Source organism: Bradyrhizobium sp. 137 (assembly GCF_023074095.1).
Taxonomy (GTDB): domain Bacteria; phylum Pseudomonadota; class Alphaproteobacteria; order Rhizobiales; family Xanthobacteraceae; genus Bradyrhizobium.
Window position 1 is genome coordinate 38168 of record NZ_JADPKU010000102.1, and the last position, 18917, is coordinate 57084.

The 18917-nt window shown below is 62.6% G+C and carries 28 protein-coding genes and 2 tRNA genes; 8 read left to right on the forward strand and 22 right to left on the reverse strand.

Annotated elements, in window-relative coordinates; translation table 11 throughout:
- Positions 1-14: 14 nt before the first annotated feature.
- The gene (locus IVA78_RS27420) at positions 15-311 is read right to left on the reverse strand and encodes a hypothetical protein (RefSeq protein ID WP_247468724.1); all 297 of its coding nucleotides are present in this window, start codon (positions 309-311) and stop codon (positions 15-17) included.
- Between the two features lie 21 nt (positions 312-332).
- On the opposite strand from IVA78_RS27420, the gene IVA78_RS27425 reads away from it, so the two are divergent.
- The 5 genes from IVA78_RS27425 to IVA78_RS27445 all read left to right on the forward strand — a co-directional run bounded on the left by IVA78_RS27425 (position 333) and on the right by IVA78_RS27445 (position 2914).
- Positions 333-776 (forward strand): hypothetical protein, encoded by a 444-nt coding sequence (locus IVA78_RS27425; protein WP_247280909.1) that lies wholly within the window; start codon positions 333-335, stop codon positions 774-776.
- Positions 773-1012, forward strand: coding sequence for a hypothetical protein (locus tag IVA78_RS27430; protein ID WP_247280910.1), 240 nt, complete (start codon positions 773-775; stop codon positions 1010-1012). The genes IVA78_RS27425 and IVA78_RS27430 overlap by 4 nt, the downstream gene beginning before the upstream one ends.
- Positions 1013-1344: 332 nt before the next feature.
- Complete coding sequence (locus IVA78_RS27435) at positions 1345-1707, forward strand: hypothetical protein (RefSeq protein ID WP_247280911.1); 363 nt, start codon at positions 1345-1347, stop codon at positions 1705-1707.
- Positions 1708-1966: 259 nt separating this feature from the next.
- Positions 1967-2551: an RNA ligase family protein gene (locus tag IVA78_RS27440; RefSeq protein ID WP_346275318.1), complete on the forward strand. Its 585-nt coding sequence runs from the start codon at positions 1967-1969 to the stop codon at positions 2549-2551.
- A gap of 39 nt (positions 2552-2590) precedes the next feature.
- On the forward strand, positions 2591-2914 hold the full coding sequence (locus IVA78_RS27445) for a low affinity iron permease family protein (protein ID WP_247280959.1): 324 nt from the start codon (positions 2591-2593) through the stop codon (positions 2912-2914).
- Between the two features lie 639 nt (positions 2915-3553).
- Here the strand turns inward: IVA78_RS27445 and IVA78_RS27450 are convergent.
- Positions 3554-3805, reverse strand: a complete 252-nt coding sequence (locus IVA78_RS27450; RefSeq protein WP_247280913.1) for a hypothetical protein — start codon at positions 3803-3805, stop codon at positions 3554-3556.
- A gap of 16 nt (positions 3806-3821) precedes the next feature.
- Between IVA78_RS27450 and IVA78_RS27455 the strand changes: the two genes are divergently transcribed.
- Complete coding sequence (locus IVA78_RS27455) at positions 3822-4340, forward strand: hypothetical protein (protein WP_247280914.1); 519 nt, start codon at positions 3822-3824, stop codon at positions 4338-4340.
- A 106-nt stretch (positions 4341-4446) separates the two neighbouring features.
- Here IVA78_RS27455 and IVA78_RS27460 read toward each other — a convergent pair whose 3' ends face one another.
- From IVA78_RS27460 to IVA78_RS27550, 19 genes are all read right to left on the reverse strand, one after another.
- Positions 4447-4875 (reverse strand): hypothetical protein, encoded by a 429-nt coding sequence (locus IVA78_RS27460; protein WP_247468726.1) that lies wholly within the window; start codon positions 4873-4875, stop codon positions 4447-4449.
- Positions 4876-4995: 120 nt separating this feature from the next.
- Positions 4996-5331 (reverse strand): hypothetical protein, encoded by a 336-nt coding sequence (locus IVA78_RS27465; protein WP_247468727.1) that lies wholly within the window; start codon positions 5329-5331, stop codon positions 4996-4998.
- A gap of 8 nt (positions 5332-5339) precedes the next feature.
- Complete coding sequence (locus IVA78_RS27470) at positions 5340-5702, reverse strand: hypothetical protein (protein ID WP_247468729.1); 363 nt, start codon at positions 5700-5702, stop codon at positions 5340-5342.
- A 136-nt stretch (positions 5703-5838) separates the two neighbouring features.
- Positions 5839-6123 carry a hypothetical protein gene (locus IVA78_RS27475; RefSeq protein WP_247280918.1) on the reverse strand — a complete coding sequence of 95 codons (285 nt, stop codon included), beginning with the start codon at positions 6121-6123 and terminating at the stop codon, positions 5839-5841.
- Between the two features lie 2 nt (positions 6124-6125).
- Positions 6126-8486 (reverse strand): phage tail tape measure protein, encoded by a 2361-nt coding sequence (locus tag IVA78_RS27480; RefSeq protein ID WP_247468731.1) that lies wholly within the window; start codon positions 8484-8486, stop codon positions 6126-6128.
- A 154-nt stretch (positions 8487-8640) separates the two neighbouring features.
- On the reverse strand, positions 8641-8913 hold the full coding sequence (locus IVA78_RS27485; protein WP_247280920.1) for a hypothetical protein: 273 nt from the start codon (positions 8911-8913) through the stop codon (positions 8641-8643).
- A 204-nt stretch (positions 8914-9117) separates the two neighbouring features.
- Complete coding sequence (locus IVA78_RS27490; protein ID WP_247280921.1) at positions 9118-10014, reverse strand: hypothetical protein; 897 nt, start codon at positions 10012-10014, stop codon at positions 9118-9120.
- A complete protein-coding gene (locus IVA78_RS27495; RefSeq protein WP_247280922.1) occupies positions 10015-10353 on the reverse strand; it encodes a hypothetical protein in 339 nt (112 codons plus the stop codon).
- 21 nt (positions 10354-10374) lie between these two features.
- Positions 10375-10569: a hypothetical protein gene (locus IVA78_RS27500; RefSeq protein ID WP_247280923.1), complete on the reverse strand. Its 195-nt coding sequence runs from the start codon at positions 10567-10569 to the stop codon at positions 10375-10377.
- Positions 10570-10636: 67 nt separating this feature from the next.
- Positions 10637-11080: a hypothetical protein gene (locus IVA78_RS27505; RefSeq protein WP_247280924.1), complete on the reverse strand. Its 444-nt coding sequence runs from the start codon at positions 11078-11080 to the stop codon at positions 10637-10639.
- 39 nt (positions 11081-11119) lie between these two features.
- Positions 11120-11626, reverse strand: coding sequence for a hypothetical protein (locus IVA78_RS27510; protein WP_247280925.1), 507 nt, complete (start codon positions 11624-11626; stop codon positions 11120-11122).
- 231 nt (positions 11627-11857) lie between these two features.
- Complete coding sequence (locus IVA78_RS27515) at positions 11858-12028, reverse strand: hypothetical protein (protein WP_247468733.1); 171 nt, start codon at positions 12026-12028, stop codon at positions 11858-11860.
- 593 nt (positions 12029-12621) lie between these two features.
- The gene (locus IVA78_RS27520; RefSeq protein ID WP_247468734.1) at positions 12622-13374 is read right to left on the reverse strand and encodes a hypothetical protein; all 753 of its coding nucleotides are present in this window, start codon (positions 13372-13374) and stop codon (positions 12622-12624) included.
- Positions 13371-13730: a DUF6074 family protein gene (locus tag IVA78_RS27525; RefSeq protein ID WP_247280928.1), complete on the reverse strand. Its 360-nt coding sequence runs from the start codon at positions 13728-13730 to the stop codon at positions 13371-13373. The genes IVA78_RS27520 and IVA78_RS27525 overlap by 4 nt, the downstream gene beginning before the upstream one ends.
- Complete coding sequence (locus IVA78_RS27530) at positions 13727-14047, reverse strand: hypothetical protein (RefSeq protein WP_247280929.1); 321 nt, start codon at positions 14045-14047, stop codon at positions 13727-13729. Before IVA78_RS27530 ends, IVA78_RS27525 begins: the two co-directional genes overlap by 4 nt.
- Before the next feature lie 124 nt (positions 14048-14171).
- Positions 14172-14438 carry a hypothetical protein gene (locus IVA78_RS27535; protein ID WP_247468736.1) on the reverse strand — a complete coding sequence of 89 codons (267 nt, stop codon included), beginning with the start codon at positions 14436-14438 and terminating at the stop codon, positions 14172-14174.
- 636 nt (positions 14439-15074) lie between these two features.
- The gene (locus tag IVA78_RS27540) at positions 15075-16391 is read right to left on the reverse strand and encodes an integrase arm-type DNA-binding domain-containing protein (RefSeq protein ID WP_247468738.1); all 1317 of its coding nucleotides are present in this window, start codon (positions 16389-16391) and stop codon (positions 15075-15077) included.
- Positions 16392-16573: 182 nt separating this feature from the next.
- Positions 16574-16648 (reverse strand) — tRNA-Thr (locus IVA78_RS27545).
- A 165-nt stretch (positions 16649-16813) separates the two neighbouring features.
- Positions 16814-17278 carry a hypothetical protein gene (locus IVA78_RS27550; protein WP_247280932.1) on the reverse strand — a complete coding sequence of 155 codons (465 nt, stop codon included), beginning with the start codon at positions 17276-17278 and terminating at the stop codon, positions 16814-16816.
- Between the two features lie 282 nt (positions 17279-17560).
- Here IVA78_RS27550 and IVA78_RS27555 point away from each other — a divergent pair, with 282 nt between their 5' ends.
- Positions 17561-18046 carry a hypothetical protein gene (locus tag IVA78_RS27555; RefSeq protein WP_247280933.1) on the forward strand — a complete coding sequence of 162 codons (486 nt, stop codon included), beginning with the start codon at positions 17561-17563 and terminating at the stop codon, positions 18044-18046.
- Between the two features lie 43 nt (positions 18047-18089).
- On the forward strand, positions 18090-18593 hold the full coding sequence (locus tag IVA78_RS27560) for a hypothetical protein (protein WP_247280934.1): 504 nt from the start codon (positions 18090-18092) through the stop codon (positions 18591-18593).
- A 189-nt stretch (positions 18594-18782) separates the two neighbouring features.
- Here the strand turns inward: IVA78_RS27560 and IVA78_RS27565 are convergent.
- Positions 18783-18868, reverse strand: a tRNA-Tyr gene (locus IVA78_RS27565).
- Positions 18869-18917: the final 49 nt, after the last annotated feature.

The following is an 18917-nucleotide window of genomic DNA, read 5'->3' on the forward strand; positions in this document are numbered from 1 at the left end:
CACCTTTCTGGAAACTACTTTCCGGCGTGAACGTCGGCGGAACGCAATAAGGCGACCGCGTCGACGTGCGCCTTGATCTCCGCTTCCTCATCCAACTGAACCGCGCTGCCCGGGCCGCCCATAGGCTTCACCGTGAACGGCTTGAAAGCGTCGACCAAGCCGCGAAGGGCGGCGCGCAGGCGCAGGTTTTCCGCCGCGACTTGGCTGTCCCGATCCATCCCATGGCTGATCGCAAAACTATCCACACCCCCAAGGTCCAGTAGTTCAGCCGCATACCGCCCCACGATCGATTGATAATTTGCCGGCCTCATTAGATGGCGCTTTGATGCGATATGCCCAATCTTACCCGCCGCCGCAGCAAGGACGATCCAGATCGCGAAACGTGGCTGATCTGTTTCGGCGACGTGCGGGTCGGCATTATCGGCCGGCGCGCTGGCGTTCCAAATTCAGCCCCGCAATGGGGGTGGTCTTGCGGCTTTTACCCCGGCATTGACCCGGGCAAACATCGAACTGGGATCGCCGAAACGTTTGACGGGGCACGCGCCGACTTCCACGCCGCGTGGGAGGAGTTGGCGGGCACGCGTACGGAGGCCGATTTCGAGGCGTGGCGCCGCGAGCGAGACTGGACGACTTGGAAACACCAAATGCACGATCTGGCGCTACCGTTGCCCACACAGCGCCCGGAAGGGATTGCGCGCTGCTTCTGCGGCGAGGTAGTTACCACTCGCACTCTCGACGCCCACGTCCGCACCGCTCACCGCCTGACCGCCGCATGAAGCTCACCACCGAACGTCCTTTCGCCGATCCGGAAGCCGCTGCCCGCAAGCTGGTCGAGATTACCGCCGGCATCGAGCCCGTCCAGGACGGTCGCATCCATATCGAGAAGATCAACGCCCCGTTCCTCTACGCGCTGAAGGCTAGCGGCGAGGAGTTTGGCGCAGGGATCAAGCATGCGGTAGAGAGGGGCTGGCTGGAACTGCACGAGAGCGGTAGTTATGTCCGCCTCTTGTAATCGTAGACTTTCGCAGGCGGGACCTTCACTCGTAACGGTCGAAAATGCCACGCCTGTGCAACGCGCTTTCGGCAAGCTTGTCCCACTCGGCCGCTAGGCGCAGCCATGCTCCCTTGTCCTCTTCGCTAATGGCCTCCTCCGCCAAACGGCGGCATTCCTCAGCCCTGCCTTTGAACCGGTCGGCGTCAGATTGAACCACGGCACTTCCTCAGCTTCACGCTCAACTTGCCAGAACAAGTGCGCGTTCCCGGGATGCGCTATTCTGACGGCTACCTCTGGGGAACCCCGCACCTCGCACAGTCGTTGGCTTTAGTCAGCAGTGGAGTTGCGTAATGCGTCACGGCCCCTCGATCGTGCCTTCCGATCGTCTCGATCGGGACATCTATCTCGTGTTGGAAGATTTCGGCGCCCGCGCAGGCTGCGCCTGGCGCGAGACCGACGAGGCCGAGACCGACCGGGAGACCGTGCTGAGCGACATCCTCGCGGGCCAGTACGCCTATCCCTTGCGGATCGTCGCGTTCAACGCCGTCGAGGGCTGGTCGCGAGATGCCACGGCCGATATCGCTGACGAGCTCGCGCAACGAGCCACGGACAGCGCAATCGACGTCTCACCTGCGCTGCAAGCCTTTATCGAGGGTAATGCGACACGGCCCTTTGCCGTGCAGCTTGCGCTGCCACTGCGCCAAAGCGCTTGATCCGTGAAGCTCTGCGCACGATGGGGCGACAGCCGGTGGGTTCGCGAAGCACACCTGACCGGCCATTCTGGGGTAGCGAGAGCCGGCCCTGTCGGCGCTCCCGGCTAACAGTGCCCAGTCTGCAATCGGATGGACCCCGGCAATCCCGACGATGTGCCGCAGATGCCGAACGCCTTCGTCGTCGATGCAAAAAGGGAAGCTCTAATCGGGGTTCCTGCCTCGCAAACTAGCCGCAAACACCTATTTCTGGTCCATGCGTATGGCATACGAACTCTGCCTGGCAACGGCCGGCAAGCAGGTCCCATCGGGCCCGGACTGGCTCCATGAAGTAAAGCACGATGGCTACCGAATGCTGGTCATTCGGGAGGACAAGCGCGTGCGTCTACTCTCCCGCAACGGGACCGACTGGACCAAGCGCTATTCCTGGATCGCCGAGGCCGCGCTGAAGAACCGCCAGAAGCACTTCGTCATCGATGGTGAAGCCGTGATCCTCGGCGTCGACGGTATCTCTGATTTCAATGCGCTGCACTCCCGCAAGCACGATCACGAAGTCCAGTTCTACGCTTTCGATGTTCTCGCGCTGGGCGGCGACGACCTGCGCGACCTACCGCTCCATCTACGGAAGACGAACCTCGCGCGGCTGCTGGCGCGCCGGCCGGACGGCATCACCGTTGCGCCGTTTGAGCGCGGCGAGATCGGCCCGGAGCTATTCCGGGCCGCCTGTCGCATGGGCCTTGAGGGGCTGGTCTCAAAGCATCGCGAGCGGCCGTACCGCGGTGGGCGTCAGAAGCACTGGACCAAGGTGAAGAACCGCAGACATCCGGCAATGGATCGCGAGTTGTAAGCTTTCTGGAACCGACCAAGGCAGCGCCAGTTGATCGTCATGGCCCTGAAGGAAGTCCGAGGCTGGTTGACAAATATCGGCGTGCTTGCCTCGCGGCCAGCCGCGTTCGTCGTCTTTCTCATTTATGCCGCGCTTTGGGTCGTCTTCGGCAATGGCCTAGAGTGGCATTCGTTTGCCACTCTCGCGACCTGGGGAATGACCCTCGTGATCCAGCGCGCCGAGCACCGCGACACGCAGGCCATTCATGCGAAGCTCGACGAACTGCTGAAGGTTCACGGCGATGCCAAGAACTCCCTAATGACTATAGACGATAAAGACGCTGAGGAAGTCGAGCGGCAACGAGCACAGGTCCGTGCGTCGTGAGCCTTGGCGGTCTGACCGGCTCGATCACGTTGAATGCTCCTGCCTCGCGGTTCCAGAATTAACCCGCCTCCGCGACATCAAGCTTAATTCCAGAGGTTGATTGCACCGAAGCTGCGGAGCGCTAGCTTCGTATGGCCGGACATTGCCCTTAGTCCGGGTCCCCAGTGGCGAAGCCGTCGCGCCATTATATTCGACGCGGCGGCTTCGTTTGGTTGCAGGCCATTCTATTTGAAACAGCAGTCAGACCACGGAAAACTTGATCTTATCGAGATGCGTCGGCAACTCACGGCCCTGCGCTCGCAACACTCGGACAACCTCGCGATAGCATCGCTACTGAACCGCTTCCTGGTAAAGGTTGCATTCCTCTCGGAGCCTACAGACCGGAAGCACGAACAATATCTCCGATCTGAGTTTGCACAGACGCTGAAGAAGGTAGAGGCGATCACCTCGCGCAGGCCAGCAGCCAAGCCACCAGCGGCCACTAAGCCCTCCAAGTAACACTAACGATCGTATCTCATTGCGCTTGCCAGGGACGGCGCCGATGCTAGATGCAGTCGCGAGGTCGTCCTTGTTTCGCGTACTGACGCCTTCGCGGCGAGGGGTCGCCGGCCCCCCGGCCGGCGGCCCCGCCCATGGGTGTCAGGGCCTGCGCTTTCTTTTATGGGCTGCTCCTAAGTTCGCGGGCTGATGCGGCGCCAGTACTTGGGTCGCGTCGCAAATGCCATATTGATGGTCGAAGAAAGCGCGGACAGCGCCCGTGTATCGACCGCCCATCAAGCCGTCGATTTTTGGGAAGCCCCGTCCTTCGAGCAAAGTAACGACGGCCCGCCAATGGGTGTATTTGCCGGGCCCTAAAAGGGCCTCGCTCAGCGACCATTCGTCGGCGAACAAGGGAAGTTGCTCAAGAGTGACTATTGATCTGCGTGCCTTGTCCTTTGCCCGGCGCTTCGGTTGCCCGCGAGCCGCGTCAGGTCCGCTCACGCGCCGACGCCTTGTCGTGATCGGTTGCGACGGCCTGCCGAGCATGTCCCCAAATCTGCGCCGTACGCTGCCTGTTTGGGGATCGTTTGTGCCGAGCGTTTCGAGCCAGGCGTCCAGCCGCGCGCGCACCCATCGATGCCCACGGCTGGACGGCGTGAACCGGATCGGCTTGACCGGCCAGACTGCCTTGAACGTGTCGACCGACAACCCGCAATGGGTCGGCCTGATCCAATCGAAGCGCTGCGGGCCAAAATGGCAGATCGGAAAAATTCGATCATGGGCGCCCCTTACTGGAAAACATCCGCCTCACTGGCCTGATCGACCGCGCAGGCCGCAGCTACCGATCACCTTTGATCAACTCCGTGACGTCGCCGTGGCAAGCGCGGCGATCGGCTGGGGTTGGACGACCTTCCACAAGGTAGCACAGGCGGTCGGGCCGGCATAACATCGACCGCTATTTCGAACAGGTCGTCGATCCGACGATCGCGGACTTCGTCGGTCCGGCATGCGTTCTTGGGCGATGTCTAAGCCAGCAGAAGGCCATCAAAGAATTACCTGCGACGGGCTTCGCTCATACGCCACCGAGCGACGGCGCCGATCGCGAGAACGACTAAAATTATTGCCGCCCAGACATACCCGTTGAGTTTCTCGCCAGACGGAAGCCGAAATTCCCCCGCTTCAAGAGCAACCAGCACAACGGCAATGACGATGCCAACAGCCGCACGGTACCAGCGAGCGAAAAGCCATTCGGCATGAGCAAGGGCACCGAACCAGATTAGAGCGCCAACTAGAAACGCGAGCGGCGCGACAATAACGATCCACCCAAAAAATGCGCTCCAGCCAGTACCACGCGTAGCGGCCCAAAACGCCGTGAGGCTGATTGTGCAGATCAAGGCCACCGTTCCCGGAAGCGAAGAATATCGCTTTCCATTCACGTGAATTTCGATCCCTTCGGCCCCAAATCGGATCGGACTTCCCATTGCAACAACCTTTAACTGTTCGCGAGCAGCGGGGGCGCATCAGGAAAGCCAAGATGCGCCGCCTAAACGTGCCGTATCAAATCGGCAATGTCGATCCCTTCGTCGCAGCCCGAACAATAATCACCGTTCTTGATATCCCGCCAGCACCGGCGCGCGATCGTAACGAAGCAGTAGGGCTTCCCACGCGCCGGGCCGGTATGACATCCGTAGCACTCTCTCAGTCGTCCATTCGACGTGCAGGACGGTCTTGCCGTCGAACCGGATGTCCAGCGCGGACGTCCGGTCCCCATCGTCGATCGGTCGCGACAGCGTGAGCCGGAATTCGTTATGACGGACTTCCGACAGCCGCCAGCGGCCGTCCGCGCGATCGATACAGAAACGCTCGCCGCACCGGCTGACAATGCCCAGCGCCAGCTTGCTGAGGGCTTTCATCCGATCGGTGCGGTCCGCTGTCATGCGCGCGTCTACAGCTGGGCGAGGCCGCGGACTTCCTGAACGAAGCGCGTCAGGTCTTGCGGCCGGTAGTGAAGCAGGTCCGCCGGATCGGCACCGCGCGACAAGAGAACTTGAGCCTGAATGGCAACGTCCGCCTTCGAAGCGAAGGGGGTGGCAAGGATCGCATCGGCGATCGCCTCCACAGCGTCATACGCTGCGTCGCATGCGGCTTCGGCCGCTTCAAGGTCGCCGGCGGCGGCTTGGTCCGCCAGAGCATAGACGCGCTGCTTTTCGCTGGCCGCGGACTGAAATTCGTTCCAAAGCAGTTCGATCGGCGTGAAGGAGTGCGCCCAAGGCCCGACAATGATATTGGTTTGTTCAGCTTGCTGCATGATCTCATCCATCGTGTTGCAGGTTAGGACCGCTGGCAGCGCGAACTGCCGGCGGTCCGCTTAGCCCTAGCGGAAAGCGAGACCGGGACACAACGGGGAAGATCGGCGGGGACAACGCGGGAATGTACCCGGTCTGTCACCGGTTCGCGCCCATCATTACCCGGACTTGTCGTTCGATCTTGTCGGCAAGTTTTGCGACGAATTCTTCCACCAATAGGACGAACGGATCATTCGGCTGATCCTCTTGAACGTGTAGGTCTCGCCGTATCTGATCAATCAACTCTGCCGAGATATTAGGGCCAGCTTTGACGCAAAGCAGGGCCAACACTTGCGTGACCATGGCTTCCGTCGCGATCTGCCGTGCCCGGAGTTGATCGATTTCGCGGATGACGCTTTCGCGGAAGGCGCTTTGATCGTCCACGCTCACCAACTCCCGCTTGCGGCGCCGCTAGTGCCCGTCGACGGTCGCGGCGAGGGCGCTGACGCGTCCGGGGACGACAGCCCGACCGATCCCGGACCGCTAGAGTTTAGCGTGCCAAACAGTTTCACCGCATTCTGCGCCTGCCTCACTACTTCCAGAAGCGTCGAGCTTGCTTCGACGATGATCTTCGCTTCGCCGTGAACTTCGGCCGATCCGGTCAGTTGCGCCTGAACCAGCTTGTCGCCGGCGACGCCGGTCCCGTAGGTCATCGTTGGCGACACTTCGGGGGAAGACAGTTCGTCGTAACCAAAGGCCCGGCGATAGACGTCGCGCATCGATCCGCGCTGAAGCCGTAGCCGCTCGCCGCTGGTCAAGCCGGAATAGCCGGCGTCCTCTACGGACTTGTGCATCGCGTAGAGCCCGCCGATGGTCGCTGCGCCGGCGCCTAGCCACGGCACGGCAGCTGCTCCTAAAGCCCACCATGACGACGCGGCGGCGCTCGTTGCGGCCGGCGCAGCGTTCTTGACTGCGTCGGGAATGCTCTTGACACCCGCGGCCGCGGATAGCTCCGCGGCGGCCGCCGTGAGCGCCGCGGCGGACCCATCCAGCGCGACCGCCGACGACGACAGGCCGAAGCCGCCAAAAATGGTCTGGGCAAACTTGACGCCGCCGTAGATGCCGCCGCCAGCAGCGGCGGCGGCGCCCGCACCGACTGCCCACGGCGGAAGTTCTGCGGTGCCCTGCACGCCCTTGCCAAGCATGTCGGTGGCCCATGTCAGCGGCCCCCCTTTACCATCGTTATCGAAGGCGCGGCCGATCGCGGTTTCGAGGTTCTTTATCGAACCTTCCAGACGGGAAACGGCGCCGTCAAAGCCGGACATGCGCTCGCCGGCGATCTTCTCCGAATAGCCGGACGAATTCTTTTCGATTTCATCAATAACGTGCCGCAGCGTCCCTTCGTCGGACAGCGCGGTCGCGATGCGGCCGCCCTGCTTCGATCCGAACAGCGCGTTCGCCAGCGGCAGGTTGCCGGCCAGCTTCGGCATCAGGTCCTTGATCAGCGCGTTTGCGTCGACCGACTGGACGCTGGCGTTCCGGTAGCGCTGCGCGGCGCCCGCGATGCTTTTCAGCGATTTCGCATCGTTGCCTTCAAGGCTGTCACGAAGAAGCGACGTCACGGCGGGGCCGAACTTCGCCGGGTCCGCGATCACGTCCTTATTGCTGAAGATTTTCCCCAGACCGGCCTTCGTCGCGCCATTCAGCTTGACGCCGTACCGCGCCGCGACGTCGGCGGCGAACGGGTCGACGTCCAGATGGTCACGCATGGTCTGGTAGTTTTTGTAATCCATGCCGGCCGCGAGCAATGCGGTTTTGGCGCCGGCGGTCGGCGCCTGCGTCATCGCGGTCAGCGCGCGAAACGCGGTGCCCGCTTCGTCGCCGCGGATATTCGCCTTCTTCAAGACGCCGCCGAAGCCGAGCAGGGATGCTTCCGAGATACCCGCCAGCCGCGCCGGCGTTGCGCCGAACTTGTACAGCTGCGAGATGTCTTCCGGCGTCATGCCGGTGACTTTCGCCGCCTTGACCTGATAGTCCGCGGTCTGGCGCGCGGCCGCCAGCGCGGCTTCCTGCGTCGACGTGTCCTTCCGGAAGCCGAAGATCGCGCCTTCCATCTGCTTCACGGCGTCCGGCAGCGTCAGGTCCATGGACATGCCGAGCGACGCGGCCGGTTCCATCATGCCCATGACCTGATTTTTATTCAGGCCGCGCGCGGCAAGTTCGCGCTGCGCTTCCAGAACCTGAACGTCGTTATATTTGGTCTTGGCGCCCATGTGGATCGCCTGCGCGACAAGCGGCGCCTGTTCGGCATCGGACAGGCCCATGACCGCCTTACCGAAGCGGCGTTCCTTGTCGAACTCGCGGTAAGTATGCAGCACATTGCCGGCGCCGCGCTTGGCTTCATGCGCGAGGAAGCCGCCGGCCAGCCCGGCGGCGTTGGAAATCATCTGCCGCCGGCGCGCCGACCGTTCCGACTTCGCCGCCTGCCGGTCCAGCGCCGCGTTCGTCCGGTCGACGGCAGCGCGCAGCTTTTCTTGCTGTGAAACCGCCCGGTTGACCGGGACGCCGAATTCTTCAAGGCCACGCTTGGCGCCGACGAAGGCGGATCGCTGCCGCTCGAACGCAGCGGATGCCCGCGAGACTGCGGCTTGCGCTTTCTCATAGCTACGCGCGAGCGCGTCCGCGTCGCCCTGTCCGCGCTTCATCGCGACCGCCGCCTTTTCAACGGCGACCTGCGCTTCGCGGAATTTCGTCCGGGCGCTGGAAAAGCCGTCTTTCGCCGCGCCGAAGCGATCGATCGCCGCCATTTGCTGTTGCGCCCGGGACAGCGACTTCGTCAGCGCGTCGACTTCCTTCGATGACTTCGCCGATTTGGCGATCCCTTCGATCTTCTTCGCGATCTTGTCGAAGACCGCTCCGGTCTTGTCTTCGGCGCTGATGACCGCCTTGGCCTCGATTATCTTAGCGATTGTCGCCTCCCATTACTTCGGTCTGCGGGTCTCCACCGCTTTCGATGATGGCCAAAATCCATGCATGTCTTTGGACTTCCAGTCCGGCGGACTTAAGAGCAGCGTCCCACGCGGCGTATTTTTCTGCGGTTGCGAGCGAACTACACTCAGCACGCAAGAGCGTTTTGACATTTTCCTCGGCCGCAAAGAGGTCCCGACGTGCGCGGGACAACTTTTCATTCTGCTGTTCAAGAGCGGTCATCAGCCGTCGTTCGCTCAATGCCATCTTGGATACCTGATTTGGAGTGGAGAAAAATGGCCGCGGACGCCCTCCCGGCCTCCGCGGCCCAGCACGATGCTAGCGGCGACGGAAGCCGCTGACCGCGTGTGGGTGGGAAAAGGCTTGGGCCGCGGGTCGTTCTTGCTTCGACCCGCGGCCGTGACAGAGCATCGCCGGAACGAGACCGAGAAAACGGCGACGCTCCGAAGATCATCGTAGCGCCGAATTCCGATCGGCTTCGCTCTTTGCGTCAGCCGGCGGCCATGCTGGGTCGACTGGGACCAATTCGATTTGCGTCGACCGCGGCGTCTTTTTCCGCGGCGCCACCGCGGCGGCGACGTCAAGATCGGCAACGGCCTCAGGCACCATGAGGCTGCCGTCGAAAAGGCAACCCTGTGCGTCGAAGCGCGGCAACCGGAGCAATTCATAGAAGCTCCCGGGCCAATCGAAGGATGTAGCCGGATGAAACTCCGTCTCACGGAAGCGGCGCTTGACGCATTTCCACCGCATTGACCCGCCGAAGACGTGCACTTGACCATTAATGCCATCATCGGACGCGACTGCATCTTGACCGCCAATGATGTCCCCGCTGGTCTCAGCGACCCAGAGATCGACGGTGCGCGACGCAATATCCTTGCGTGGTTCGGCGCCGAAGTCGCGAGCGATGATGTCGGCCGCCGGGATCGGTGCTTCGCCGTCGGGCAGAGTTTCGTTCAAGCGCTTGGCATCAAGGGCCTGTTGCGCGGCGTCCTTCGCCAGCTGCAACAGTTCGGCGGCGATCCGCTGCCCGTCCGTCCTGATGCGCGCCGCCAGATCGTTCGCGGCTTTGCGAGCCGCCGCAATTTCCCGGCGCGTGGCGGCATCGGCTTCTGCCTTCCGCGCGGTCTCTGCTTCGGTTTCGTTGGTTTCAATCAGACCCGTCAAGCGATCGACTTCAAGCGCAGCGGCGTTGCGCTCGGCGCTCCACTTCGCGAAGGCAACGCTGTCAACCTGAGCGGCCACTTTGCCGGCGTCGAGGTCGGCGAGCTTTGCGCACGCGGCCTTCAATTCTGCCTGCAACGCGGCGGCGCGCTTGTCGTTCTCCGTTCGTTTGAAAGGATTTCGCATTCACTTGCCCCCGCCGACCTTCATTCCGCGCGACGCCAGAGACTTGTCCCACAGGGACGACGCGTCGGCGCCGCTGGCTTCCGCCGTCGGCTGTGCGATCGAAAGACCGAGAGGGCTTGCGCCGGCGCGGCCCGAAGCCGGAACGGCCGTCGCGGCAGCCAGAGCGGCCCGCGCTTGATCGACCGACTGGCTAGTCGTCGTGGCGAGGGTCAGCGCCAGACCTTCGCGGCCGGCGGCTTCTGGCGCGCCCATGATCGCGGCGAGCCGGCGCCGTTCGTCTGCCACCGCAGCAGCGACTGCCGCCTGAAGTTTGGATTTGGTGTAAGTTTCTTCGCTCATGAAGACGTCTCCAAAAAAATGTCAGGACAGGTCTACGCCCGAAAGGATTTCGTCCGGCGTCTCCCTAACGTGGATCGACGCGGCGTAACCCTGGTTATTGCGGCCCGCGAACATGAGCCACGATCCACCGGTTTCGTATCGGTAGATGTGCGTGACGGTTTCAAGGTTCACGAAGTACGTGGTCCCGTCGTGGTTCGTCAGTTTTCGCCAAGCCATCGCGTCCGCTCCTTCGACGCAATCAGCATCTCTGCTTCGACCATCGCCGATCAACGCGGAAGACGTCTCAACGCGTCTCAGGTCCCGGCTTTTTCGTCTCGTTACGTCTCATTCGAAGCGGCCGGCTTTGCAGAAAGCGTTCCAGGCGGGACTGGGAAATCAGGAAGCGCTGTTCGTCCACACGCCACAGCGAAAAGCCTTCTGGACTTCCGATCGGATGATCCTTGCAGAGCCGGTAGAGGGTCGGACGCGCGACACCGGTCAGGTGGACGGCGCGGCCGGGCGTGATCAAGTCGGCGATCGAGCTGTCCGAAATAGGTTCGGCGACGGTCGGGATGCGCGCTGCCGCGCGCAACGCCGCGAACCTATCGGCGATCGCCGACAGCAATTCCTGTTCTGCGGCGGTGATCAGCGCTTCGACGTCGATGATTGCCTGACAGTCGACCGCCGGCGGGTCAATCTGCGCCGCGGGGAACAGCGGCTTGCAGTGATCGGCCGCAATTTCGAACATGCGCAACCGCGCAAGTCGTGCTGAACGTTGAAACATTGCTTAGTCTCCGTCAAATGGATCGCGGCCGTTGGACAAAGCGCGCTCGGCGCGCGCGAAACGCGCGCGGCAACGGTCCATCGCGTCGTCGATTTGCTGCTGGATCGCGGTCCGGATCGCCAGATCGCGTGTCGAACCGGGCGCCACGCCCTCAAGCTCTGATCGGTACGTCCCTAAGATATCTTCGATGGCCGCCTTGGTGGCTTCAGCATCCCACAGCTGGCCTTCTTCGCGGGCCGTCCGCAGTTCGATCGCCTTCGCGCGCGCGTCTTGGACGCGCGCCGCGGCCGCCGACTGTGAGGACTTCCTCGTTTCGTCGCGCAGCCAGCGAATATAGGCGATCCGGCATGCGTCCAGATCAAGTTTCCGGCTCGGCAGCGGCTTGAACACGCCTTCGCCGACAAACTGCGCGACGCGGGGCTGGCTGATGTCGAGATGTGTCGCGATCTGCGCCTGAGAGGCACCGGGCGCGCCGGAAGGCCGCTTCGGTTTAGGCGGTTTTGAAGGCATCTTTCGTCGTTCTCCAATTACATAAACGGGAATTCAACCGGACTGGACATGCTCAGAAATCGGGGCGCTTCGTGCCGCACCTCATGCACTGGCCTCCACACGTTCCTTTGATGAGGGGGGAGGGGGGTAGGCCTTGCAGCCGCGGCCGTCTGTGCGTTTGCAGAAGCAGGCCACGGCAAAGGACCGTCGATCGGCGCGCGCATCAGCGGGCTCCCTAACGGCCCTGCCGCGCTACTGCGTCTCATCGCGGTGGCCCTGATCGTCCGCGACGGCGTCGTTCGTCCGTTCTGCCGTCGACTGGATCAGCTTGGGCGGTCGACCGCGGGGTGACGGGGCGACAGGCTTGATCGGTTCGCGGTGCTCGCCAGTTTCCCAGTCGGTCTTGTCAACGTTGGTCATCATTGTCCCTTTCGATCGCGAAGGTCTCCGGAATGTCATCGTTCATGGTGTGGTCTTCGTACCAACCGTCTTGATCCGCCGGACGCGCCGGAAGGCGCGCCGGCGCCGACGTGCAGCTTGATCGATCTTGGCTTGGACTGTGCAATGTGACGACCCACACGTCCCGACGGCTTCGGTCGCGGGTCATTGAGACCAAAGCGTCGCCCATCGTTCCAAAGAACGCGGCGTCGCCGTCTGGGGTCTTCCGCTGATAGAGCCGGAGGAGTTGGACGCCGTCGGTCATGATCTGACCGCGGTTCTGGCGGTGTCCATCTTCGGTCCGGGTGTCTGCCCGTCGCCGGCGCGCCCGAAGGCGCGTCCGGCGCTCGCAGGACCTGTTGCGACCTGATGCGGGCGAGGTGCGCGCGGCCGAAAGGTGCCCAGCGAGTTGGCAGCAATCTTCTTTAAGTAAGAAGAATTGGTGGACACGCGATTTGGATATCGATATCCGACTTGCGTGCGCAGCCTCAAATTCAGGCTGCGCACGGCTTTATGATATCGTGCGGATATCGATATCAAGAAACGTGTCCAGCCTGAAATTTGATAAGTCATAAGCATCAGCGGGCGCTTCGTTTGGCGATCTGCGCGATCGGCATCTTCGGCCCGGGTAGGACGCGCTTTTGAAGCCAGCCTTCGCTGATGCCGTGTTCGATCGCGCGATGGACGGCAGCGGCGAGGGTTTTGCCGGTCAAGCGGCCAAAGGCGATCGTCTTTCCGCGCCCCAGTTCACCGCAGATTGCCCGGACGTCGATCCATTCGCCGGGAGGCAACATCTGGCCTATCGCGTCCGCCCGGCGGGCGGCCGCGGTTACATCAGGCTTTCGGCGAAGGCGTTCGCGAAGCCGGCGCCGCTGCTCGCGTTCGCGCTGCTTTTCTTTCCGGATCGCCTTTCGCCCGGCGGCGTCGACGTCGATCGAACCGATCGTCGTGAGCCCTAACGCGGTGCGCTTGGCATATGTGATCGCGAAATCGAATGCGAGTTCGTCTGCGCCCCAGAACTTGGTCGACGCGAAAGCGGCTTCCTTCGCGGCGCTGCGCTCCGCGATCGACATCCAATGGGCGCGAAATTCCAGAAAGCTGTCCATGCGCTGCTCTGCGCCGGCCCCAGTCCGGGCCGTGTGAACCAGCCACACATGAGCGGCGTATCGGCCGTCATCGGACGGCGGCAGTACCAGGCCGTAGCTGTCGCGATAGACCTTGTTCAGATCGCGTACCCGAAGCGGCGCGATATTGTCGCGATCCGTTTCCTTGTCGGCTGCTTTGGTCGTCTCATTCGCCGGGGCAAGCCGGCGAGCGGCTGCGGTGCTCATTGTTCACCGCCCGGCGTCAGAACCTGCTTCCATAGCTCGGCGCGAACGCGCCCTTCGATGTTTCGCACCTCCCGATCGGCATCAGCCGGGTCGACACCCAGTTCGTCCAGCACGCGGCGGATGGCGAGCAGGTTCCTTTGAACGTGGGCTTCACCGCGCTCGGCGTCCAAGCTCAGCACGAATTCGACGTGACGGCGCACGTAGGCTTCATCGCGGAAGCGGCCGGGCAAGAGCACGACCTTCTTCGGCTGGGCGATGTGAACACGAAGCCTTGCGGGGTCTCCATGTTGGCGATGCGGGGCCAATTCGCGCCGCGCATCCCGCACCGCGCGCAGCACGGTTGTCTTCTCGGTCATGCCACACCCCACGCTGGCCGGTCTTGCAGCACGATCCGCCAAGCGGACCGCGCGAAGTCGCGAGTGTGACGGTCGATTTCATCGTCACCGATGCCGAGGTCGGAAAGCCGCGATGCTTCAAGCCAAAGATGGTCGAACAATTCCTGTTCGGCGCCTTCCAGCGTCGATCGCTTGCGCATCTGCCCGACAACGAATGCCACGACCTTGCGATGTCGGGCCGGAGGGACGACAAAGACCTGCGCGATCGCGGCTTTACGGCGTCGGCCGCGCCGTCGGGCGCGGCTTCGATCAGTCGGGAATTTCAGAAGATCGCCCATCTTGAACCTCGCGTCAGGGAAGGGCGGCGCGCTGGTGAAAGAGGGAAACCCGGCGCGCCGCCGGTGCGCCGCCGTACATCCGGGCGGGCAAACGCCGGCGGTCACGCCCCGCCGGCGCAGAGGGTCAGGCGCCGCGTTGGGCCTTGATCCGTTCAAGCCGATCGGCGGACACCTCGTACACCGCACTGACATTTTCCGGATCGCCGCGGAGCAGCTGATATAGGTCCTCGACCGGAACGGCCGATGACCTGCCGTTCTTGCGAAGGCGGATCGTGCCGTCTTTGACCAAGTCGTAGAACCGGGTCATGCCGATCCCGGCGACCTGACAGAACTGCTTCGGGCTAACGTTGAGTGGCAAATTGTAGATCTTGATGACGTCTGCGATCGTCATATCGCTGTTCATTTTTGTCGCTCATTTCCGCAATCACGCGCTGTCGATCGCTGAAAGGTGCAGAGCTTCGACATGAATTTCAACGGGGACAAGCCCGGGACAAATTCCTGAGTAAGCTTGGCGTTGTCGTTGTGATTTTCGCTAAAGCGTTCGATGTCCGATCAAATCAGACGGACCGCAAAAACCTGACCTGTCTTAAAATTATTTTTGTCCCCCCATAATGTCCCGCTCTTGTCCCCCCATTTGTCCCCCTAATTCCGGGAGCTTTACCGGAATTTGAGCCTCGCTCGACAGAAGGCGAAGGCGACGCAAACGTTGATTTGCGAGAAGTGACCCCGGGCGTCTAGCCGGGGTCAGGCAAACACGATGGTCGCTTGTCGGGGTAATCGCACGGGCTGGGCTAGACGCCAGCGCGTCGCCGACGGTGACGCACCGGCGGCCACGGTGGCAAACGTCCATGGTGTCGACCTTTGCGGCCTTACCTCTTTCAGCGAAGAACTTCTTCACACGCTGGACGCGTGGCATTCCCGGCATTGATCTTGCGACGACTTCCCCCGCGCTTCGTCGCCGACGTGGACGGACCATATGTCGACGACGAAAATGGTCGGTGAGAAGCTGAGCCCGGTACTTCTGAAGTCACGCCGACCGCGACCGCCGCGCCTTCGCGATCGGGACAACATTGCCGGACTTGCGCAGGTCGTCCAGATAATCCGCCCACCACTGAGCGAGACGGGCTCGGTCTGCGTCGTAAGTGGCCCGGTTGTAGATGCTGCGAATTTGGTTGCCGTCGCTGTGGGCCAGCGCTGCTTCGATAACGTCAGCATCAAAGAGCCGCGAGCTATTCGCTAGGGTCGAGAAGGACGATCGGAAGCCGTGGGGGACGTGCGTGTCGCTCGAATACCCAAGCCGGCGGAGAGCAGAACCCAGCGCGCCTTCGGACATCGGCCGCAATGCAGGTCGCTTCGACGGCATGCCATCCCTGCCGATCAGGCGGCGAGGCTGCGCGTTAGGGAACACATAGTCGGCGCCGACCTCGGCGTGCATCGATGACCAGCCGGTGCTCCCGCGCAGTTCTGCGATGATGGCGATCGCCTGTTGGGATAGCGGGACTTTGTGTTCCCTGCGCATCTTCATCACGTTGGGTGGCAGCGTGATGGCGGGATTGGCGATATCGTCAGTCACCCATGACCACCGCAGCTGCCGCAGTTCACCCGGCCGCAGTGCAGTCAGGGCGAGGAGTTGCAAGGCAAGCCGCGTCTCTTTGGTGCCGTCGTAACCATCGATTGAGCGGAGGAGGGCGCCGAAAGCTTTCGGCTCGACGATGGCGGCGTAGCTTCTCGTTTGCGGTGGTATCAAGTGGCCGGACTTTACAAAAGCCGCCGCCGGGTCGAATTCGCGCAGGCCCTCCGCGACCGCATACGAGAACACACGGCTAAGCGTCGCCCGGCATCGCTTCGTCGTCTCGTACCGGTTCTTTCCATGTCGGCCGGTCGCTTCCACTTTACGGAGCGCCTCCAGCACGTTTGCGGACGTGATGGCGCCGATCTGAAGCTGGCCGATCTGCGGTCGGACGAGGTCGATTATCCACGTCAACTTGTCCAGCGTGGTCGCGCTCTTGTCCGTCTCGCGCTGGTTGGCCAGCCACGCATCGGCCAGCGCATTGAACGTCGTCAGGGGGGCCGCTAAAGCCGCTCTCTCGTCGGCCTTCCGCTTTTCAGACGGATCGATCCCCGCCGCCAGCAACCGCTTGTTCGCGTCGCGCGCGGCCGCGAGGCTGACGAGGGGATATTTCCCAAGCGAGAGTAGTTTTTGCTTGCCGGCGAACCGAAACGCATGCCTCCACAATTTCGATCCGTTGGCTTCGACAAGCAAGTAAAGGCCGCCGGCGTCGGACAGTTTGTAGGCTTTGTCCCTCTTCTTCGCGCCGCGGACGGCTACATCGGTCAGTGGCATTGATCGTCCCCCTGCTGTGTCTATCCCCTACCAACACCCGATCCCGTAGATACCAACACTCCTACCAACAGAAATGGCGGTAGCTTGCGGAGGGACGCGAACGCCGACGAAGGAAAAACACCTGGAATTCAGCGATTTCTGTCGCCGAAACGAACACTAGCGAAGGCTGGGGGATAGTCAAATGGTGCCGGCTGAGGGGATTGAACCCCCGACCTTCGGTTTACAAAACCGCTGCTCTACCGCTGAGCTAAGCCGGCGACACTTGAGGAAGTGGCAGGGGCCGGCAGATGCCGGGGCCGTCCACCCGTGCGCGGCGCAATATCAGACTTGGCCGGAAAGAGCCAGAACCGCGATCATCGTCGCAAGACATGAATCAGGCGGCCCAGCGGGCCGCCTGTTGTGTCGTTCGATATGAGTCCCGTTTACTGGCACATGTGCCGGCGGCCATCTTCGCCCTTGAACCAGGTGCCGGGCGTGCAGACGAAGCCGTTACGCTGGGCATAGGTGCGGGTGTCCCAGCGGCGATTGTCCCACGAATTGTCGTAGGCGTAGGAATTGTCCCAGGCGCGGAACGGAGCGGTTGCGATCGCGCCCGCGGTACCGATCGCGGCACCGGCTACGCCCGCCGCGACATCGGTCGGCCAGAATCCGGTGCGGCTCCTGCTCCAGTCGTTATTCCAGTCGCCGCTGTTGGTCTGCCGATAGGACATGCGACGATGGCGATAGCCCCGGTCGGTGTACGGGTTTCCCTGTCCGAGATTCTGGCAGTTTGCATTGGGGAACTGGGCCGAGCAGCGGGCAGGATTATTGATCACCGCCTGTGCCATCGCGGAGCCCGCGAGAGTGGTGGTTGCGATCGCGACGGCGCCGAGGAGTTTGATATTCATGATTGTTGGCTCCCGTTGTGATTGAACGGGGGCTAAATATCGAGCACGCCGGACGTTCCGGTGAAACCGTTCGATTTCGTAGCTGGATGGTCAAACAGATGTGAGCATTCGGCGTGGTTCCCGTCGGTAGCTCGGCGCCGTTAACGCTTCACTAGTCCGCTTTGCAGCATTTGAGCGGCGCGCAATCCTTGCACATTAGGCTTACCGGAAATTGGTGAGCGGGCCTTAACCCTCTCGGCGTTGCGATCGGATAGGTTGTCGCCGGATAAATGGGGTCCTCTCATGCGCGCTGTGGCGCTCGCCGCTTTTCTGATCGGACTGCCCGCGACGGCGCTGGCCGGCGGCGGCTTCGATATTGTCGTTCCCGGCCGTCCGGGCGTGCCGATCATCATCAACAACATCGACGCATCCTATAGCGTTGTCGAGGGCGTCTGGGGCCTCGGCAAGAACCAGCAGGTGCAGCCCACGATCTATGGCGGGCGCTATATCGCCGAGCGGCAGCCCGACGACGTTGGCCATTATTATCCGACGTTGGGCCTGCGGCCCGGCTACGGCCGGCTCGAGGTCGAGCCGCCCGCGAACCGCAGATTGCCGAAGCCGGCCGAGAGCTACCATCAGAGCTGGGGCGCGCAATCGGCGCCGCTGCCGCCGCAGATGGACGTGCCCATCGATCCCCCGCCGGTGATCCTCGCGCCGGAGATCAATGTGAATCCGCAGCATCGTCGGCCGCGGCCGCATGCCGAGGGGGCCGGCAAGCCGCCCGGTTAAGAAACGTCAAAATCCAACAAACGAAGATTAACAGGAGAGAGTAATGCGTCAGATGATTTCGGGACTGGTCGCGGCGGCTGCCGCGATGTTCGTGGGGACCGCGCCAGCCGCGGCCTGCGGCTTCAATCCGTGCCAGCCGGTCGCGCCGGTCTATTCCGGCTGCAACACAGGTTGCGGCGGCTATGGTTACGGCTATGGCGCCTATGAGCGCCTCGTCGAGCCGACCACGCAATATTACTACGTCAACCAGGGGCCGACCTACACCGGCCCGGGCGCGTTCGCGCCGTATCCGACCTACCGTGAAGACGCGGTCGTTGCCCCCGCCAATTATGGCTACGGTTATGGCTATCGCGCCGCGGCGGTCGCAGCTCCGGATGCCTATCCCTATCGTCGGCCGTACTATCGGCCGTATCGCTACGGCTACGGCCCGCGCCAGGGCTATCTGCCGCGCGTGCACTACGGCTACGGTCCGCGCTATGGCTACGCCCGCCGCGCGCCCGCGCCGTACTATTACGGCGGCCACCGCGTGCTGCGCCGTTACAACTGATCTCTGATTAGCTGCCAACGAGACGCCCGTTCGCGTGATGCGGACGGGCGTTTTGCTTTTTGATGTGAGCGTACCGCAGTGGCGGTCAACAGGAATGCAGCTAGGAGAAAGTCGTCTTGTCCGGGCTCGGCTGCGCCGTGACGTTCTGCCCTGGCTTGCCAAGCCGAAGCTCGCGAAGCGAGCGAAGGCTGGTGGGGGAGGCAGGACTCGAACCTGCGAAGCCATGAGGCGGCTGATTTACAGTCAGCTCCCTTTGCCACTCGGGACACTCCCCCGCTCGACGGCAGCACAATCGGGCCGGACCTTGCCGGCGGACCGAAGACG

What these genes read in the sequence shown, in the direction of transcription:
- IVA78_RS27420 (WP_247468724.1), bottom strand. Translation starts at nt 311, where the DNA reads ATGAGGCCGGCAAATTATCAATCGATCGTGGGGCGGTATGCGGCTGAA.
- IVA78_RS27425 (WP_247280909.1), top strand. Translation starts at nt 333, where the DNA reads ATGCCCAATCTTACCCGCCGCCGCAGCAAGGACGATCCAGATCGCGAA.
- IVA78_RS27430 (WP_247280910.1), top strand. Translation starts at nt 773, where the DNA reads ATGAAGCTCACCACCGAACGTCCTTTCGCCGATCCGGAAGCCGCTGCC.
- IVA78_RS27435 (WP_247280911.1), top strand. Translation starts at nt 1,345, where the DNA reads ATGCGTCACGGCCCCTCGATCGTGCCTTCCGATCGTCTCGATCGGGAC.
- IVA78_RS27440 (WP_346275318.1), top strand. Translation starts at nt 1,967, where the DNA reads ATGGCATACGAACTCTGCCTGGCAACGGCCGGCAAGCAGGTCCCATCG.
- IVA78_RS27445 (WP_247280959.1), top strand. Translation starts at nt 2,591, where the DNA reads ATGGCCCTGAAGGAAGTCCGAGGCTGGTTGACAAATATCGGCGTGCTT.
- IVA78_RS27460 (WP_247468726.1), bottom strand. Translation starts at nt 4,875, where the DNA reads ATGGGAAGTCCGATCCGATTTGGGGCCGAAGGGATCGAAATTCACGTG.
- IVA78_RS27465 (WP_247468727.1), bottom strand. Translation starts at nt 5,331, where the DNA reads ATGACAGCGGACCGCACCGATCGGATGAAAGCCCTCAGCAAGCTGGCG.
- IVA78_RS27470 (WP_247468729.1), bottom strand. Translation starts at nt 5,702, where the DNA reads ATGCAGCAAGCTGAACAAACCAATATCATTGTCGGGCCTTGGGCGCAC.
- IVA78_RS27480 (WP_247468731.1), bottom strand. Translation starts at nt 8,486, where the DNA reads ATGGCGGCGATCGATCGCTTCGGCGCGGCGAAAGACGGCTTTTCCAGC.
- IVA78_RS27485 (WP_247280920.1), bottom strand. Translation starts at nt 8,913, where the DNA reads ATGGCATTGAGCGAACGACGGCTGATGACCGCTCTTGAACAGCAGAAT.
- IVA78_RS27490 (WP_247280921.1), bottom strand. Translation starts at nt 10,014, where the DNA reads ATGCGAAATCCTTTCAAACGAACGGAGAACGACAAGCGCGCCGCCGCG.
- IVA78_RS27495 (WP_247280922.1), bottom strand. Translation starts at nt 10,353, where the DNA reads ATGAGCGAAGAAACTTACACCAAATCCAAACTTCAGGCGGCAGTCGCT.
- IVA78_RS27500 (WP_247280923.1), bottom strand. Translation starts at nt 10,569, where the DNA reads ATGGCTTGGCGAAAACTGACGAACCACGACGGGACCACGTACTTCGTG.
- IVA78_RS27505 (WP_247280924.1), bottom strand. Translation starts at nt 11,080, where the DNA reads ATGTTCGAAATTGCGGCCGATCACTGCAAGCCGCTGTTCCCCGCGGCG.
- IVA78_RS27510 (WP_247280925.1), bottom strand. Translation starts at nt 11,626, where the DNA reads ATGCCTTCAAAACCGCCTAAACCGAAGCGGCCTTCCGGCGCGCCCGGT.
- IVA78_RS27515 (WP_247468733.1), bottom strand. Translation starts at nt 12,028, where the DNA reads ATGATGACCAACGTTGACAAGACCGACTGGGAAACTGGCGAGCACCGC.
- IVA78_RS27520 (WP_247468734.1), bottom strand. Translation starts at nt 13,374, where the DNA reads ATGAGCACCGCAGCCGCTCGCCGGCTTGCCCCGGCGAATGAGACGACC.
- IVA78_RS27525 (WP_247280928.1), bottom strand. Translation starts at nt 13,730, where the DNA reads ATGACCGAGAAGACAACCGTGCTGCGCGCGGTGCGGGATGCGCGGCGC.
- IVA78_RS27530 (WP_247280929.1), bottom strand. Translation starts at nt 14,047, where the DNA reads ATGGGCGATCTTCTGAAATTCCCGACTGATCGAAGCCGCGCCCGACGG.
- IVA78_RS27535 (WP_247468736.1), bottom strand. Translation starts at nt 14,438, where the DNA reads ATGACGATCGCAGACGTCATCAAGATCTACAATTTGCCACTCAACGTT.
- IVA78_RS27540 (WP_247468738.1), bottom strand. Translation starts at nt 16,391, where the DNA reads ATGCCACTGACCGATGTAGCCGTCCGCGGCGCGAAGAAGAGGGACAAA.
- IVA78_RS27550 (WP_247280932.1), bottom strand. Translation starts at nt 17,278, where the DNA reads ATGAATATCAAACTCCTCGGCGCCGTCGCGATCGCAACCACCACTCTC.
- IVA78_RS27555 (WP_247280933.1), top strand. Translation starts at nt 17,561, where the DNA reads ATGCGCGCTGTGGCGCTCGCCGCTTTTCTGATCGGACTGCCCGCGACG.
- IVA78_RS27560 (WP_247280934.1), top strand. Translation starts at nt 18,090, where the DNA reads ATGCGTCAGATGATTTCGGGACTGGTCGCGGCGGCTGCCGCGATGTTC.